Origin of the sequence: Neobacillus sp. D3-1R, assembly GCF_052180215.1 — a bacterium.
GTDB lineage: Bacteria > Bacillota > Bacilli > Bacillales > Cytobacillaceae > Pseudoneobacillus.
Genome location: NZ_CP197471.1, coordinates 3,866,686 through 3,884,346, shown reverse-complemented (window position 1 = coordinate 3,884,346; position 17,661 = coordinate 3,866,686). Strand labels below are relative to the sequence as shown.

18 protein-coding genes are annotated in these 17,661 nt (G+C 36.9%); 13 read left to right on the top strand and 5 right to left on the bottom strand.

All coding sequences use genetic code 11. The features are described 5' to 3' along the window. Window positions 1-60 precede the first annotated feature (60 nt). Complete coding sequence (locus ACSBPO_RS19885; protein ID WP_442596374.1) at window positions 61-1,458, bottom strand: SpoIID/LytB domain-containing protein; 1,398 nt, start codon at window positions 1,456-1,458, stop codon at window positions 61-63. Between the two features lie 14 nt (window positions 1,459-1,472). Further along, a complete protein-coding gene (locus tag ACSBPO_RS19880) occupies window positions 1,473-1,700 on the bottom strand; it encodes a hypothetical protein (RefSeq protein ID WP_442596372.1) in 228 nt (75 codons plus the stop codon). A 366-nt stretch (window positions 1,701-2,066) separates the two neighbouring features. Here ACSBPO_RS19880 and ACSBPO_RS19875 point away from each other — a divergent pair, with 366 nt between their 5' ends. Beyond that, window positions 2,067-3,128: a glycosyltransferase family 4 protein gene (locus ACSBPO_RS19875; protein WP_442596370.1), complete on the top strand. Its 1,062-nt coding sequence runs from the start codon at window positions 2,067-2,069 to the stop codon at window positions 3,126-3,128. 83 nt (window positions 3,129-3,211) lie between these two features. On the opposite strand, the gene ACSBPO_RS19870 is transcribed toward ACSBPO_RS19875, so the two are convergent. Beyond that, on the bottom strand, window positions 3,212-4,081 hold the full coding sequence (locus tag ACSBPO_RS19870) for a helix-turn-helix domain-containing protein (protein ID WP_442596368.1): 870 nt from the start codon (window positions 4,079-4,081) through the stop codon (window positions 3,212-3,214). A 180-nt stretch (window positions 4,082-4,261) separates the two neighbouring features. Here ACSBPO_RS19870 and ACSBPO_RS19865 point away from each other — a divergent pair, with 180 nt between their 5' ends. After that, window positions 4,262-4,939, top strand: coding sequence for a hypothetical protein (locus ACSBPO_RS19865; protein ID WP_442596366.1), 678 nt, complete (start codon window positions 4,262-4,264; stop codon window positions 4,937-4,939). Window positions 4,940-5,429: 490 nt separating this feature from the next. Continuing rightward, window positions 5,430-5,729, top strand: coding sequence for a hypothetical protein (locus ACSBPO_RS19860; RefSeq protein ID WP_442596364.1), 300 nt, complete (start codon window positions 5,430-5,432; stop codon window positions 5,727-5,729). 24 nt (window positions 5,730-5,753) lie between these two features. Here ACSBPO_RS19860 and ACSBPO_RS19855 read toward each other — a convergent pair whose 3' ends face one another. Next, window positions 5,754-6,800 carry an LCP family protein gene (locus tag ACSBPO_RS19855; protein WP_442596362.1) on the bottom strand — a complete coding sequence of 349 codons (1,047 nt, stop codon included), beginning with the start codon at window positions 6,798-6,800 and terminating at the stop codon, window positions 5,754-5,756. 137 nt (window positions 6,801-6,937) lie between these two features. Further along, window positions 6,938-7,579: a YigZ family protein gene (locus tag ACSBPO_RS19850; RefSeq protein ID WP_442596360.1), complete on the bottom strand. Its 642-nt coding sequence runs from the start codon at window positions 7,577-7,579 to the stop codon at window positions 6,938-6,940. 350 nt (window positions 7,580-7,929) lie between these two features. Here ACSBPO_RS19850 and ACSBPO_RS19845 point away from each other — a divergent pair, with 350 nt between their 5' ends. From ACSBPO_RS19845 to ACSBPO_RS19800, 10 genes are all read left to right on the top strand, one after another. Beyond that, window positions 7,930-9,090, top strand: a complete 1,161-nt coding sequence (locus tag ACSBPO_RS19845) for a sensor histidine kinase (RefSeq protein WP_442596358.1) — start codon at window positions 7,930-7,932, stop codon at window positions 9,088-9,090. Between the two features lie 55 nt (window positions 9,091-9,145). Next, window positions 9,146-9,835: a response regulator gene (locus ACSBPO_RS19840; protein WP_442596356.1), complete on the top strand. Its 690-nt coding sequence runs from the start codon at window positions 9,146-9,148 to the stop codon at window positions 9,833-9,835. Window positions 9,836-10,171: 336 nt separating this feature from the next. After that, window positions 10,172-12,154, top strand: coding sequence for a methyl-accepting chemotaxis protein (locus tag ACSBPO_RS19835; protein WP_442596354.1), 1,983 nt, complete (start codon window positions 10,172-10,174; stop codon window positions 12,152-12,154). Between the two features lie 599 nt (window positions 12,155-12,753). Beyond that, window positions 12,754-12,915, top strand: coding sequence for a hypothetical protein (locus ACSBPO_RS19830; protein ID WP_442596352.1), 162 nt, complete (start codon window positions 12,754-12,756; stop codon window positions 12,913-12,915). Between the two features lie 110 nt (window positions 12,916-13,025). Continuing rightward, window positions 13,026-13,865: a DegV family protein gene (locus tag ACSBPO_RS19825; RefSeq protein ID WP_442596350.1), complete on the top strand. Its 840-nt coding sequence runs from the start codon at window positions 13,026-13,028 to the stop codon at window positions 13,863-13,865. 225 nt (window positions 13,866-14,090) lie between these two features. After that, the gene (locus tag ACSBPO_RS19820; protein WP_442596348.1) at window positions 14,091-15,494 is read left to right on the top strand and encodes a DEAD/DEAH box helicase; all 1,404 of its coding nucleotides are present in this window, start codon (window positions 14,091-14,093) and stop codon (window positions 15,492-15,494) included. 85 nt (window positions 15,495-15,579) lie between these two features. Beyond that, complete coding sequence (locus ACSBPO_RS19815; protein WP_442596346.1) at window positions 15,580-16,296, top strand: ComF family protein; 717 nt, start codon at window positions 15,580-15,582, stop codon at window positions 16,294-16,296. A 78-nt stretch (window positions 16,297-16,374) separates the two neighbouring features. Further along, a complete protein-coding gene (locus ACSBPO_RS19810) occupies window positions 16,375-16,788 on the top strand; it encodes a TIGR03826 family flagellar region protein (protein ID WP_442596344.1) in 414 nt (137 codons plus the stop codon). A 98-nt stretch (window positions 16,789-16,886) separates the two neighbouring features. Continuing rightward, window positions 16,887-17,153: a flagellar biosynthesis anti-sigma factor FlgM gene (gene flgM, locus ACSBPO_RS19805; protein ID WP_442596342.1), complete on the top strand. Its 267-nt coding sequence runs from the start codon at window positions 16,887-16,889 to the stop codon at window positions 17,151-17,153. Window positions 17,154-17,169: 16 nt separating this feature from the next. Next, window positions 17,170-17,655, top strand: a complete 486-nt coding sequence (locus tag ACSBPO_RS19800; RefSeq protein ID WP_442596340.1) for a flagellar protein FlgN — start codon at window positions 17,170-17,172, stop codon at window positions 17,653-17,655. Window positions 17,656-17,661: the final 6 nt, after the last annotated feature.

The window sequence follows — 17,661 nt, the reverse complement described above, 5'->3', positions numbered from 1 at the left end:
TATAAAAAAATGTAGGAATACAAAAAAAGAACCAAACATTATTGTTTGGCTCTTCATTCGTTATAATTCCATTTTTTTAATTTCAATCCCCGTATAATAATGCTTCAGGATTTGGTCATAGGTCATTCCTGCTTCCGCCATACCGCGGGCTCCCCATTGGCTCATTCCTAAAAGATGGCCCCACCCATCGCCGACAAACGAGAATGTTGAAGGTGCGGTCTTTACTGATGTAGAAGCATCTAAAGTTCTTACAGGCAAATTAATATCTTCTATATAAGAAGTGTTTCCATCCGCTGTTTTCATTTGATAACCCACTAGATGATCTGATTTCATTTCCGATCCGTTGGCTAATTTAATTTTAACAGTGCTATCTGCAGAAACATTAAATTTAATACTTTTTAAAGAAATTCCAAAGAATGAACGTAAGCTATCTGGTGATGATACATATTTTGGAAGAATGGCCAGATCTGTTTTTTCTTTTGTAGTTTTATCATAAATCGTCGCATTGATTTGCTGAGCGGCACCGCTTGGCCCACGTTCGACCACTTTTACTCCAGCTAATACTTGATTGGATGAAAGTTTTAATTTTTGGGATAATACAGATGCTTGGCTAATCGATTCCCACCCATAATGATAATTACCAGGATGTTTATCATATGGGTCTTCAACTGCTTTTAAATAAGGAACTTCACTCGTCCAAACGTTTTCACTATTTTCCGTATATCCACCGGAACTTGAATGGAAAAAGGCATGGATGGGTTTGTTATCATATACAGCATACAAAGAATCAGTTGCCTTCACGGCTTGATTTCCAGACGCAGTTTCTTTTGTTTTACCGCCATATACTTGGCTGGCAACCGTCATTTCAAGATAGCCGCCGTTCGCTTTACTATACAAAATCTGTGTGTAGGCATAACTTCTTGCGGCAATGGCTTGTGCCTTTAAAGCTTCGGTATGCCAGCTTGATGGCATTTCACTAGTGACAACGCCTTTTAAGTAATTTTCAATCCCTAATCGGTTGAATAATAAAGGGCCATTTGCACTTGGTAAAATTTCAAAGGATCCGCGGTAACGAACATCATTTACACCATAAGCGGTTAATATTTTTGAAATCGTCACTTCATTCGTTTCCGTATCGGTCACTTCATTAATTTTGAAACCTTTAGCTGAAGTTGTTAACGTACCATTAGAATCTACGATGACTTTTCCATTGGCAGTGGAGAACTTAACAGATGAACTGAAAGGTATTAATGTATTATCGTCGATATTCACAATTTCGTAGGTACCATTTAAGGTGGCTGTAAAACTGCTTGAAGCTGGTAACAATTTAACCTTTATTTCCGTCTTATAAGTGATTGGTTGTGAAGGAGTACTTCCTCCAGAGGCAAAACCGTTTGTTGTACATACTAATAAGGAAAAAAGAATGATTATAGTAAGGAATGCAGGTGTTTTTTTCATTTTTAAACTCCTCACTATTTATTTAATTGTTCTTTTAGTTGTTGTACTTGTGCTTCCAGTTCCGTCACTCTTTGCTCAAGATTATCTACTTTTTTACTAAGTGGATTAATAACAGACAGCACCCAGTCTACACTGGCGATTACGGTCTCAGAATTGGCAGCTAAAGCTGTCGTTCCAACGCTAAAGAATAAGGCAGAACCTAAAATGACAGGTAAGGCTTTTCTTTTCATGTAATTTTTCAATTGATTTACCCCCATTAATTCTATTACTCTTTCGTAATGTTATTATAGCAGAGATTACAAAAATTGCAGTTTACTAATTTAGGAAATTAACGAATTTAGTTATTTTGTAGGAGAAAAAGTCGAAAAATATCGGTTGTTTCAATCATGTAAAATCTATTCCCAACTCTAGAAGTCTATGATATAATTCGTTGTGGTCATGTAATCAGTAGCTAAGATTTTATGAGATTACACGATACGGATGGTAGATAGTGGAAAAAGTAATTCTTGAAAAAACTGTCGTAAATTGAAATTTCTTTCTTAAACTTTTGAAAAAAACTAGTGTTGAGAACATTTATATTGGGTAAGATAATTTTAAGGAGGGTCTACATGTTCTATTTGACCTTGGTTATTTGCTTATTAGCATCAATTGTGATCACTCCGATTGTAAAGAAGCTTGCATTTAAAATCGGTGCAACAGATAAACCAAATCAACGAAAAGTCCATCAAAAAATTATGCCACGTCTTGGCGGTTTAGCGATATATTTAAGTTTTATCATCGGATTCTTGATTTTAAGACCAGAAGATCCGTATGCATTACCGATTATTCTTGGAAGTGTCATCATTATCATTACTGGAATTCTGGATGATATGATTGAATTATCTGCTAAGATTAAACTGTTTGGTCAAATTGCAGCAGCTTTAGTTGTTGTGGTTTGGGGCGGAGTTCATGTTGAATTCATCAACCTTCCTTTCGGTGGTCAAGTTGAATTCGGGTATTTAAGTATTCCGTTAACTATCATTTGGATTGTAGGTGTAACAAACGCAATCAACCTAATTGACGGTTTAGATGGTTTAGCAGCAGGTGTTTCATCCATTGCTTTAATCACCATCGCTGGTATGGCCGTGATTATGGGAGATGGATTTGTTGTTGCCGTTGCGTCGATTGTATTAGCATCTACATTAGGTTTCTTAATATACAACTTCCACCCGGCAAAAATCTTTATGGGTGATACAGGAGCATTATTCCTTGGTTACATCATTTCCGTTTTATCCTTACTTGGATTTAAAAATGTAACCCTCATATCATTCATTGTTCCTGTCATTATCCTTGGTGTTCCGATTTCTGATACATTCTTTGCGATTATCCGAAGAATTGTCAATAAGAAGCCATTATCGGCTCCAGATAAATCACATTTACACCATTGCTTATTACGTTTAGGGTATACACACCGACAAACGGTATTAATTATTTATGCAATGGCAGCGTTCTTTGGTTTAACAGCGGTGATTTTCTCTCAAGCAAAAATTTGGGGATCATTTGTGGTAATAGCTGTATTATTGCTCATGATTGAAGTCTTTGCTGAAAAAATTGGTTTAATGGGACACAACCATCGACCGTTACTAAAATTCTTTAGAGACATTCGTTTTTCAACGATAAAAGACAGATAATAAAAAACGGATCTTCCTTTTATAGGAGGATCCGTTTTTTTTATTAATTTTTTGTATTGCATGCTACATTAAATTGCCACTATTTATGCTAAGGACTTTAGTTTACTTTCGATAAACACAAAGTATTTTTTATCATTCTGGAGGTCAAAGACGGTTAAGGCTTTCTCCATATATTTTATCGCTAACTGATTATTTTTTATTAATTCATAGTTATAACCAATATGATAGTGGAGTTCACCAAGGATAAATAAATTATCTTTTTCGATACACCAATGGATTGCCTCTTTGCAAATGGCAATGGATTGTTCATATTGCTCTAAACGAGTCAAAGTTCTTGCTGTATTATAATACAATCGGCTTATAATGGTTTCATCTTGAAGGTGAGGGAGCAGCCTTAAATGTTCTTTGGCTGGATTATAAATCGACAGTGCTTCCTCTAATCGACCTTCTTCAAAAAGAATAACTCCTTTACTTAAAAGAATCTCGATTTCCCGTTCGGTAAAATGTTTGGAATGGGTAAGAGTAATCGCTTCATCTAATAAGCAAAAAGCTTTTTCGATATTATGATTTAGTTCATATTCATATATTCCTTTGTGCCATAATAGCAATTGTAGATTTTTTCGATTTTGTGTGAACAATGGATTTTGTTCTTCATTTTCGACCAATTGCTTCATTTCTTCATAATTAAAATTCCGTCTAGTTATATTGAGTTGGCGGCCAACTTCCTTTACATAATCTAATCTTGGTGTCGAACCAATATCAAAGAAATAATTAACATCTACTCCCAAACGTTGAGAAATTTGATATAATGTAGAACCATAAGGATCAACATCTCCATTTTCAATCTTACTAATTTGCGCCTGGGTGCAAATCCCTGCTGCGACATCTTTTTGGGTTAAGCCCAACAACTTTCGAAGCTCTCTAATCTTTTCTCCAATTGCCAAAAGATCCATCTAATCTCACATCCTCATAATATTCCTATAATTATATTTTTTGATACTAGACTAAGTAAATGATAGATTTTGTTAGAAAATAGGCTGAAAATCGCTGATTTCGCCAAAATAATTCAAATGACATTTGTGATTTAATAGAAATATGACATTTGAATTATAAAATTAGCGGAGGGAAGAAAAATGAAAAAATTCTTTTCTATATTAGCAATCGCAACGATATTAACAACTTCTAGTTTTGCTGCAACTCTTGATAACAAGAAAGTTGATGTTGCAGAACTACCATCTATTTATTCGACAAACTCATCTGTGAATGTTGCAGAGCTACCGTCCATTTATTCGCCAAAGCAATCAACATTATTAGCGGAATTACCGTCTATCTATTCACCAAAGCAATCAACATTATTAGCGGAATTACCGTCTATCTATTCACCAAAGCAATCAACATTCGTAGCGGAACTGCCATCTATCTATTCGCCAAAACAGTCAACATCACTAGCGGAATTACCGTCTATTTATTCAACAAATAAGTCAACGTTCGTAGCAGAGCTACCGTCTATCTATTCACCAAAGCAATCAACATTACTAGCAGAATTACCATCTATTTATTCAACAAATAAGTCAACATTCGTAGCAGAGCTACCGTCTATCTATTCACCAAAACAATCAACATTCGTAGCGGAATTACCGTCTATTTATTCAACAAATAAGTCAACATTCGTAGCGGAATTACCGTCTATCTATTCACCAAAGCAATCAACATTCGTAGCAGAGTTGCCATCTATCTATTCACCAAAACAATCAACTCTAGTTGTAGAACTGCCATCCATTTATTCACTAGGTCTACCAACTGTCATTTAATATCTTAACTACTGAAATCACTCCTAAAGACTAGGGGTGATTTTTTTATGTTAATCTTGACTGTTCAAAAGACAACATTCTTCTTGAGCGTGAGTGTGGATCTATTGGATAGGACACACGTTCCGTTATTTAACGAAAAACGATTGTTTTTGAGTTTTTGCGGACACTGGTTCCGTTATTACACCAATCATATGCCTATTTTCAAAGTAACATGGTGAATAGCGGAATCTAAGTCCGATAAACTTGAAAAATACATCTATTTTATCGAAATAGCGGAACGGGGGTCCGATAGCGCTCAAACATAGTCGTGCGCTAAACGGCTGCTAAACACTTTTTTGTTGAAATATTCCTATAATTATATTTTAGTGGAGAAAAGCGATAAAAGGAAGCGAAAAGGCGTGAAACTTCAAAAAAACGGCGTAAAATGGCGAAAACATCAATTTAGGGCTTTTGATATAGTAGAATCAAAAGGATAAAGAGGTGGAATCATATGAAGAAAGAATTTGAAATGAAGGTTTTACCTTCTTTCCAAGAAGATGAAATTATTTTTTCTTTTCGTTTTATGAAAGAAAAAAATAATATTGGGGAAGCCGTTATCCATACTTATGCGAGTGATATTTTTCAAAAGCAGGAGTCTTTGCATACAATCGCTTTTTGTAAGGAATTCTTTATTTTGGAAGAATACCGAAATGTATCTCTGAAAAAAATAATGGACTTTTTAAAAATGATTGGAATCAGACGGTTTAATTTTGAAAGTAATGGAAGGATAGAAGAGAAATTCATTGTATGAAAATAGACCTAAAAAAAAGCTGACCTATTGGCCAGCTACTTTTGTCGTACTTGAATTTTCTTCTTTATCTGATTGAGAACTACTATTATCATTTGAACCAATATTCAATTGGGTTTTCAAAGTGGATTTGATCACTTCAAGCTCAGGTTTATCTAGCTGATAGTAATAAATACCATTTATTCTAGAGTCTGATCCTTTTAACGTTAAGGTTTCAACATCTAGTTGCTTTCCTGCTGTTGCGTAATCAATAAAGGATTTCATTTCATCAAAGGATAAGTCAGTTTCCATATTATCACCAACGGCTTCGATCACCGTACCGTATTTGGAAACGGATTTAGCAGAAGCAGCTTTTGAAATAATTGCTTTTAAAATTTCTTGCTGACGTTGTCCGCGGTAAATATCGCTATCATAGTGTCTCGTTCTTGCTAAAGCAAGTGCTTCTTCACCATCAAGTTCCTGGAGGCCTTTTTGAAGGTGAATGGCGTTATGTCTATCTTTAGAGTCTTTTTCAAAAAGCTCATAAGGGACTTCTACCTTAATTCCTCCTAAAGCATCAACAACGTCAATAAAAGCATCAAAATTCATTTTGACATAATAATCAACCGGAATATCTAAAAGTTCTTCAATGGTTTCGATGGTTGATGTAATGCCACCCTTACCGTATGCGTGATTAATCTTATCTTCATATCCTTTACTTGGGATGTAAACATAAGAGTCACGTGGGATGCTAAGCAACTTCACTGATTTTTGCTTTTCGTTAAATGTGGCTAACATTAAAGCATCGGTTCTAGAGGCAGTACTAAAATTACGCGTTTCACTATCATCTATTCCTGCGAAAAGGACAGTAATGTTATCCAATTCAGGGTGAACTTCTTTTACACGTTTGGTGGAAGTTCTCTCCAGTGGTTTATATGATTTAGAAACAACTGCTTCAGCTTTATTATATAGATAGGAGCCATATGCTGCTCCGCCAAGGACAATAATTAATAGAGGAGTTAACACCCAAAATAACCATTTTTTACGGCGCTTTTTCTTTTTTTGTAATTTTAATGCTCTTCTTTCATTAAACATATATATTTTTCCCCTTTAATAGCTAATGTTAATAAGCAATTTTTTTAAAAAATTGAAATGAATGAGCCAAACTTCATTTTACAATTTTTTTCAACTTTCGTAAAATGAAATTTTTTGGAGAAAAGTGTCGAATTTCATTAATTAACAGGGATTTCCTCTTCCAGATAAAGAATATCGCCTTTTTTTATTTTAGCTTGACCATTCGTCAGTTCTATCATCCAATCCAAAAATTTTCGTATGTCACTTTCTTTTACGAATGTATCAAAGACAACATGATCGAGGTAGTGGATTTCCTTTAGACGATAGATGGAGTTTCTGATTTCATTTTCCAGTTTTCCAAGCCAGGTATAATCAACTTGAGTATGGATGACTTGCATTAATTGACGTTCCACCACACCTGTTGCTTTAATTCCTTCAGAGGTGGCTTTGCCATATGCACGAATCAGTCCCCCTGCTCCTAATTTTATTCCACCGAAGTAGCGGGTTATGACAACAACTGTGTCTTTTAAATTCTTTTTTTTCAGTACTTCCAAAATCGGGACACCAGCTGTACCGCTTGGTTCGCCGTCATCGTTTGCTTTTTGGATGTGATTGTTTTCTCCTATTATATAGGCGGAACAATTATGGGTCGCATCCCAATGTTTTTTCTTAATCGATTGAATAAATTCCTGTGCTTGTTCTTCTGTTTCGGCACGACTCACATGAGCAATAAAACGTGACTTTTCAATCACGATTTCGTTTTCACCAAATTCTTTTACCGTATAATATTGAGATAGCATGTGACTTTCTCCTTTCTTTTTACGCTTTTTAATGGAGAATTAACATGAATTTGTAATACTCCTTTAATATGAGTGAATTATTATCGTGTTATAATAACAGATATTTATTGTTAAAAATAAATTAAGATAGGGTTTCACACCAATCATTTCTGGGTATATTTTATTGATTTAAAATCGATTATGGTATAATTTTTCAAAAATATAGTCAAAAAGTTATAAGATGACGGACGGAAACTGTTACTTTCTACCGAATTCTATCATAACGGCCAATAATTTATATGTAAAAAGATGCTACATATTTTATTTCACGATAAAATATCAATAAAGTCAAAGGGCATAAGAGGGAAAATATGTCGAAAAAAAAGTTTGATTCGAAACTGCTTGACCAAATATTAAATAATATGATTGATACCGTTGGAAACAGTAAGGATGAAATTTTTCAAATTGGGGAACAATGCCGTAAAGATTTTGAAAGTATCTCGGAAGAACTAAAGGAAGTCAAAATTTTAGTTCTTAAAATTATTGATGATGGGGATAAGCTTGATGCTCAAGTTCGATTAGCCCGGAAACGATTATCAGAGGTCAGCCAAAATTTCCAAAAATTTAGTGAGGCTGAAGTCCGAGACGCTTACGAAAAAGCGCATCAGTTACAAATGGAACTTTCGATGAATCGCCAACAGGAAAAATTATTACGGAACCGCCGTGATGATTTAGAACGAAGGCTTATTGGAGTACAGGAAACGATTGATCGCGCGGATCTATTGATTTCACAAGTCTCTGTTGTAATGACGTACTTAACGAGTGACTTAAAAGAAATGGGACAGGCCTTAGAAGATGCCCAATTAAAACAAGACTTTGGATTGAAAATCATAGAGGCTCAAGAAGAAGAGCGGAAAAGATTATCTCGTGAAATTCATGATGGCCCAGCTCAAATGTTGGCTAATGTCATGATGAGATCGGATTTAATTGAAAGAGTCTATAATGAAAGAGGCGCACAAGAAGCCTGGGAGGAAATAAAGAGCTTTAAAAAAATGGTTCGCTCAGCGCTCTATGAGGTTCGTCGAATCATTTATGACTTACGACCGATGGCACTTGATGACTTAGGACTCATTCCGACCCTCAGAAAATACCTACAGACAACCGAAGAATATCATAAGAGTACGAAAATTTCGTTTATTAACTTAGGGCAGGATTGCCGATTGCCATCTAAGTATGAGGTATCGTTATTCCGACTCATTCAAGAATCTGTTCAAAATGCCTTAAAGCACGCGAATGCAAGTGAGATTCAGGTCAAGGTTGAAATCAAAGATGAGCGCGTAACGGCAGTCGTCAAAGACAACGGTAAAGGCTTCGATGTAAATGAAGTGAAAAGTCAATCTTTTGGAATACTAGGAATGAAGGAACGAATCGAATTATTGCACGGGGTTATCTCCATTGACTCTAAACCAGGAGCTGGAGCGGGTATTTTGATTCAGATCCCATTAGTCTCATTAGAAAAAGCAAACAAATAAATTTCAAATAAATAAAAAAATGATGAGTGAACTGAACAGGGAGGCGGAGAAAAAGATGACAAAAACAAAAATCGTAATTATAGATGATCATCAATTGTTTCGCGAAGGGGTAAAACGTATTTTAGATTTCGAACCAAGCTTTGAGGTAGTAGCAGAAGGGGATGACGGAACCGAAGCTGTTGCTTTAGTGGAAGAATATAAGCCTGATGTGATTATTATGGATATTAATATGCCAAAGCTTAATGGCGTAGAAGCGACACGTGAATTAATTGAAAGCTACCCAGAATCAAAAGTCATCATCTTATCCATCCATGATGATGAAAACTACGTATCTCATGCGTTGAAGACAGGTGCTACTGGCTATCTTTTAAAAGAAATGGACGCAGATGCACTTGTTGAGGCAGTTAAAGTAGTAGCGGATGGCGGTTCTTATTTACATCCTAAAGTAACTCATAACTTAGTGAAGGAATATCGCCGTTTAGCAGTAGGTGGAAGCAGTGATGGAGAAGCGCCATTCCAGCAAGTTGAAATCCGTCGCCCATTACACTTACTAACTCGCCGCGAATGTGAAGTGCTGCAAATGCTAGCAGATGGAAAAAGCAACCGCGGTATTGGGGAAGCGTTGTTTATTAGCGAAAAAACTGTTAAGAACCATGTAAGTAATATTTTGCAAAAAATGAATGTTAATGACCGTACACAAGCTGTGGTGGAAGCGATTAAAAACGGCTGGGTTGTTGTGAGATAAGGAATATGGGAAAGAGTGAGTGCTGACTTGGGTTGGTGCTGGCTCTTTTTTTGTTTGATTTGGGTGGTTGCTTGTGTGGTAGTTTTGTGGCTGGAAGTTGATAAATTTGAAATTCGGTTGTTAAATGTCTGCGAGCAGTTGATAAAAGTTGAATTCCGGTTGATAAATCTTCAAAACCGGTTGAAAAAAGTTCGAGAGGACAAAAAATCATCCGTTTTTTTATCAAATGCGACCTTCAATATTGCCAATTTCGGCCAATTTTGAAAATGAGTTAAACTCTTCTGTTTCGTCCCGATATATCCCATATACATACTAAGAGTAAAGAAGGGATACAACATGAAAAAACAGAAGAAAACGAAATTCCGCATGACGATTAGTAAAAAATTAATAGCCTCCTTTTTATTTATTTTACTAGTGCCTACCATTTTGATTGGCCTCATTTCTTTTCAAAATGCTGAGAAAGAGATCACTAAAAAAATCGACTTAGGTGCTCAAGAAAATGTCAAACTCCTTGATTCTTACATAAATGATTTTATGGAATCCAATATGAACGATATTTCATTTTTCGCAGAAAAGCTAAACCAACAGTCAGCTTCAGAAACTGAAATGGAGCTAACTAGAAACTCGCTTGCCCAATATATGAAACTTCATAAAGATGCGGTTGCGATTTATTTAGGTACCGAATCAGGTAAATTAATCATCCAGCCGGATGCCGATTTACCAGCTGATTTTGATGCAAGAACCCGTCCGTGGTACAAGGATGCAAAAGCAAATGGTGGAAAGGCAATCATTACGGAACCATATGTAGATGCTGTTTCAGGGGATGTGTTAATTACTTTTGCTCAAGAGTTAAAGGATGGTTCTGGGGTCGTTGGGATTGACCTAAGTTTATCCTCTATGGAAAAAATTGCAAAAGGGATTAAAATCGGAGAAAAAGGTTACCCATTCATTTTAAGTGCAAAAGGAAATTATCTCGTGCATCCAAGTGAAAAAATAGGGTCAGAAGCAAAAGAAGAATGGACCAAAAAGGTTATTCAAGAACAAGAAGGGCGTGCTTCCTATCGTTACAAGGGTGAGAAAAAATCACTGTTTTTCACTACTAATAAGCTTTCTGGGTTAAAAATAGCTGGAACAATGAGCTTGAGTGAAGGGACTGAAGCTTCACAGCCGATTTTAATTTCATCGCTGATCGTTATTTCTATTTTTATCGTATTAGGGGTAGCTCTTTCTGTGCTTATTACATTATCGATTACTCGTCCGTTAAACAGATTGGTAAAAGTAACGGAACAAGTAAGTGAGGGAGACTTGACTTCCGATGTTCAAGTGAAATCGAATGATGAACTGGGGCAGTTGGGTATTGCTTTTAACAATATGGTTAGTTCTTTAAGAGATTTAATTCACCATGTAGGAGATAAAGCCGATCAACTTGCATCATCATCTGAGGAATTAATGGCTAGCTCAGAACAAAATAACAGTGCGACCGAACAGGTGGCCAATTCGATCCAGGAAGTTGCATCAGGTACTGAAGTTCAAACCAGCAAATTAAGAGCAAGCAATCAAATCGTTAGAGAAATGGCAGAAGAAATTCAACAGATTACCATGAACACGAAACAAGTAGCAAGCACTTCTTCAGAAGCTTCAAGTGTGGTAGCAGACGGGGAACAAGCTATTCAATCATCGATTGAGCAAATGAATCATATTAACGATACCGTGAAGCAAATCGGTCAAGTCGTTCAATCTCTTGGAGAACGTTCCAAGGAAATTAGCCAAATCGCGGATGTGATATCAGATATTGCAGGACAAACCAACCTTTTAGCCTTAAATGCAGCGATTGAAGCCGCAAGAGCGGGGGAACAAGGTAAAGGCTTCGCGGTTGTAGCCGATGAGGTTCGTAAATTAGCCGAGCAATCCTCTCGCTCAACTGAAAGTATTCGTCAATTAATCACATCTATTCAATCAGAAACCCAAATTGCCGTAGAATCAATGGGTAAAGGAACGAAGGAAGTAGAAAAGGGAATCGAAGTCGTACACAACGCAGGTTCCTCCTTTAAACAAATCAATAAATTCGTGGTAATGGTTAGCGACCAAATAAAAGAAATCACAAGCTCCATTCAGCAAATCTCGCAAGGAACCGAAAAAATGGTGGAAACGGCAAGTGAAATTGAAGAAATTGCAGAAGAAACCTCGGCACAAAGCCAGGACGTATCCGCTGCAACCGAACAACAACTAGCCTCCATGCAAGAAATTGCCGCTTCATCCTCTGCCCTGGCCAATATGGCAGAAGAACTGCAGGATTCGATTAAGAAGTTTAAACTATAACGCATTAAAGCGGTGGGGGTCTGACCCCCACTGCTTTAATGTGTTAAAGGTTAGTTTTGTTATTTGTGGTTTTTCAACCGATATTTAAAGTTTATCAACCGCAATTGGGTATTTATCAACCGTTTTTCAAATTTATCAACCGCTTTGGCGAACTTATCAACCATTTGTGATCTGGATACAAGATTTTACAGTTGGCCGTTCCCCCAACATCACAAAATGGTTATTTGACCTGTGAGTTTTTCATCACATAGACAAGCAATAGGGAATAGGATGTTATCAAGAAAATAATAACTGAATACTTCTTCAACATAGTTTTTCAGGTTCAAATTCTATAAGAAGTTAGATTTAGACAAAAGGCTTTAAAAGAATAGAGGACAACCCTGGTTATATACGTATATTTGGTATTTATATAGAATATATTTCCAGTAGTAGGAAAAAGGTTGTATAATAGTAAAGGTATAAATTGGAAGTTTTGTTTTTTTGCTCTTTGGGAAAAGGTTTAGAAATTATTCACATTTAAACAATGACATCCCGTTTACACTGCCCTTTATTTGCCCTATAGTTAAAGCAGTGTCTACGTAATGGAAGGGATTTTGCCTATGTCTAATGAACAACAGGAGCTATTTATGTCCATTATTATGGATGCTTATCAAAAAGGAATTACTAGTAGAGATCTATCAGTAGAAAGTTTTTTCAATGAAATCAAACAAAAATTAGTGAAAGTCATAGATACAGAGATTACCAACCAGAAGGAAGCTTGATACATTCATGCTTCCTTTTTTACTTCCAAATAAGTGCAATTTTTCTCGCAATCATATAAAATAGAGCAAGTACATATAGTAGAGAAAAAACGAAGGATGGTAACTCTTTTATGAAAACGGCAGTTGTCACGGATAGTACAGCATACATCCCAAAGGAATTGCGAGAACAACTTAATATACATATGATTCCGCTAAGTGTCATCTTTGGGCAGGAAACCTATCAAGAAGAAGTAGAGATCAGTGCAGCTGAGTTTTATGAGGAAGTCAAAGTGAGGGACCTTCCAACAACTTCACAACCACCAATTGGCCAGTTCGTCCAACTTTTTGAAAAATTAGCCAAGGACTATGATGCGGTTATTAGCATTCATTTATCTAGCGGCATAAGCGGGACCTATCAAGGTGCCATTACAGCTGGCACGATGGTTGAGGACATTAAAGTATACGCCTTTGACTCTGAAATCAGCTGTATGGTTCAAGGTTTTTATGCGTTAGAAGCAGCAGATTGGGCCAAGCAAGGGAAGTCACCGGAAGAAATCATGGTTCGACTAGCGGAAATGAAGGAAACAGTCGATGCCTATTTCATGGTTGATGATTTGTCTCATCTACAAAGAGGTGGTCGCTTATCAAGTGCCCAAGCATTTATCGGAAGTTTATTACAAGTTAAGCCTTTATTACGTTTTGAAGATAAAAAAATTGTCCCATTTGAAAAAATTCGCACCCGCAAAAAAGCAATGAAACGTATTGAGGATTTGTTGGGACAAGCAGTTGCTAGCGGTGAGCCGTTTCGTGCAGTTATCATTCATGCAAATCGCGAAGAGGAAGCTCATGAATGGAAAACTGAACTCGAGGAACAGTTCCCAAATGTGGAATTCATGATTAGTTATTTTGGAGCCGTAATCGGAACACATCTTGGCGAAGGCTCCATGGGGCTTGGTTGGGTTAAGAAATAATACAGAGATAGAAATACTTCTAAGATAAACGTCATTCTGAGATTTTTTCGGAGGGGCGTTTTTATTTCTACTCGAATACTTTATTGGACAAAACATCCTCTGATGAAGCAAATATAGTCAAATACAAGGGCTCTATTGGACAAAACCCTCTCAGATAAGTCAAGGATAGTCCAATAGAGTAAGTGTATGTAATACTTTAATATCCAAAAGAAAGCAGGTGTTCAATTGCAAGTTCCTCCTAATAATTCATCCTTCAAATTTAACCCTCAACTCCAATCCTTCCTAACTGGCAAACAACTCCTCTTAGAAGACATTCCTTTTCCAAAAGAAGAAATCCAGCAGCACCTCGAAAATGACTATATTCAATATCGACCTGGTTTGATAGAAGTAAAAAAGCGGTTAACATGTAACCGATGTGGAAATCAAGATCCTAGTTTGTTTGCTGTATTTCCAAGTGCAAGGTGTGGAGAATCTAGTCACTATTGTCGCAAATGCATTATGATGGGGCGGGTAAGTTCATGTACCTTCTTGGTTGGTTGGAGTGGACCTCCTGCTAAAATTCAGCCCCTATTAAATCCTCTTAAATGGGAAGGTCAACTATCGGAAGGACAAAGGCCTGCTTCTAATAGAGTAGTGGAAGCGGTAGAACACAACCAAGATCTACTCGTATGGGCAGTATGTGGAGCAGGGAAAACGGAGGTTCTGTTTGCTGGTATTGAAAAGGCACTTCAACAAGGGAAAAGAGTTTGCCTAGCTTCCCCAAGAACGGATGTGGTCCTAGAATTAACTCCACGTCTTCAAAAAGTCTTTCCTGAGATTCTGGTCGCATCATTGTATGGAGGAAGTGAAGACCGCCACATATTTGCCCCATTCACGATTTCTACTACCCATCAATTACTAAGATTTTATAGAGCTTTTGACATGATGATTATAGACGAGGTGGATGCCTTTCCTTATACAGCTGACGAATCCTTACGATATGCTGTACAACAAGCAAGAAAGGAAAAATCCTCACTCGTTTTCCTCACCGCCACCCCAAGTGAAAAATGGCAACGAGAATGCAAACTAGGAAAAAGAAACTTCATCACAATCCCCGCCAGATTTCATCGTCATCCATTACCATTGCCTAAATTTGTCTGGTGTGGAAATTGGAAAAAGAAGCTTGCGAAACATAGAATACCAGCAAATATCCTTCAATGGACAAAGGAACGTCTCCAACAACAAAAGCAAGCACTCATGTTCTTTCCTAACATAAGCCTAATGGAAAAAGCACTCCCAATCCTTCAGAAATTAGACCCACGGATAGAAGCAGTCCATGCAGAAGATCCACTCCGGAAAGAAAAAGTTCAAGCCATGCGAAACAAGGATACTCCCATTCTATTAACCACAACGATTCTTGAAAGGGGAGTAACCTTCCCGAACCTTGATGTCGCGGTAGTAGGAGCAGAAGAAAAGATCTTCACTGAAAGTGCCCTCGTCCAAATTGCTGGCCGTGTCGGCCGCAGTGCCCAACACCCAAACGGAAACATCACCTTTTTCCACTACGGCAAAACCGAAGCCATGATAAAAGCCTATAAACAAATCCACCAAATGAACCAACAAGCTAAAAGACAAGGATTAATTGACTAAAGAACAGATATGTTTTAACACTTTAAAGCACCGGGGGTCAGACCCCCGGTGGGTTAATGCGTTACTATGTGAAAGGATGAGGGGAATGATGAGAAGTATATTTACGAAAGATCGGTGTTTGGTTTGCCATGAGGAGATTGATAGTCCAATGGGATGGGGGGATTTAATCCTGCCTGATAAAAAAGTATATTTATCTAAAGAGTGTAAAGGCAAGTTACAGCCAATTGAGGGAGAGACATGCAAGATTTGTGGTCGACCTTTCAACCAATTAGACCCACAATTTCGTAACGGAAATTTATGCAAGGATTGTACTCGTTGGGAAGCAGCCTCTTTTTATAAAGGAGTCCTTACTCAAAACCACTCCATCTATATCTACAATGACTTCCTAAAAGAAATCATAGCTAAGTTTAAATATCGAGGAGATTATGTTTTAGCAAAACTATTTGCAGAAGATATCAAAGCTAAGATAAGAGATATTAAACCTGATGCTATTGTTCCTATTCCACTAAGCCAAGAACGCCTTTATGAAAGAGGTTTTAATCAATCCGAAGCTCTAATCACCGAATCTGGATTCATACCCACCCACCTCCTAACAAGAATACATACCGAAAAACAATCCAAAAAGTCCCGAACGGAACGGATTCATCTTTCTCAAGTCTTTCAAACTACACAATCGATAAAAGGAAAGATCCTCATTATCGATGATATCTACACAACTGGTTCCACTCTAAGACATGCCGCCAAACTCCTGAAATCAGCTGGAGCCACATCTATACACTCCATCACAATCGCCAGAGGATAATAATTCCGATTCCCAACTTTCCAAAGAGAAGTTATAATATTAAAAAATATACATATTTCGACATGGAGGCTAAATCCTGTGAGTGAATTATCAAATTGCCCAAATTGTGGATCAGTTTTTGTGAGAACTGAATTTCGTACAGTATGTCAAGAATGCTTTAAAGAAGAAGAAAAGGCATATGAACTGGTCTATGAATATATGAGAAAACGTGAGAATCGTACAGCTACTATAAAACAAGTGGTAGAAGCGACAGGTGTAACAGAAGAACTTATCTATAAATTTATTAAAGCGGGCCGTTTAAGACCGACACAATTCCCGAACCTAGGATATCCTTGTGATCGATGTGGTCGTATTATCCAAAACGGTAAGATTTGTGATCCTTGCCAAGAAGACATAAAAAAAGAACTTAAACAAATCCAATCTGATGAAGAGCGTAAAAAGGATATGCTTCGCCGAGAGAGAAATGCGACTTATTTCTCAGAAAGAAAATAAGGCTATTTGCCTTATTTTTTTATAATCACTAAAAAATGATAGAATTATTCCGATACTATTTGTAAAGGATGTACTGTTTTGAAAGTGAGGAATACAAAATGAAAATAAATAATTTAGGTCCATCTGGATTAAATCCCTATAAACGTCAACAAAACAAGCTAGATAATATGAGTGGCAACGCTAGACGCACTGAGGATAAAGTAGAAATTTCTTCTGCGGCTAAAGAAATGCAACAAGGAAACCAATTGCAAATCGACCGTCAAGCAAAAGTGGACCAACTTAAGCTAGATGTCCAAACAGGCAACTATAAGGTGGACCCACAAAAAGTAGCGAAGAGCATCTTAGACTTTTACTCTAAGAAATAAGTAAAGGAGGGTTAATATGTCAACCTCTGCTTTAATATTATCCATGGAAAAACTGCTAAAGCTTCATAAAAGCTTGAACGAACTTGCAGTCAGAAAGACCGATATTTTAAAGAAGGGTGACATCGAAGCCCTTAATCAATTAATAAAAGAAGAGCAAAAACATATAGCGGCAATCGGACAAATCGAAGAGGAACGAATGGTACTAGCGAGACAAATTGTCCCTCAATTAGAGAATCCAACTGTTAATGATTGCTTGAACCTCATTTCAGGCCATGAGCATGAAAGTCTTAAGCAATTACGAGATGACTTACTTCAAGAAGTTTTTAACATTCAGGAAAATAACACCTTAAATCAACAGCTTCTGCATCAATCCATGCAATTTATTCATTTTTCAATGAGTCTTGTGGCTCCGCAGCCTCAGAACTATAACTATGGGCCACCGTCAAATAAACAAAAAACACCTGGAACAACTTCGACTGGAATGTTTAATTCGAAGGCCTAAACTTTA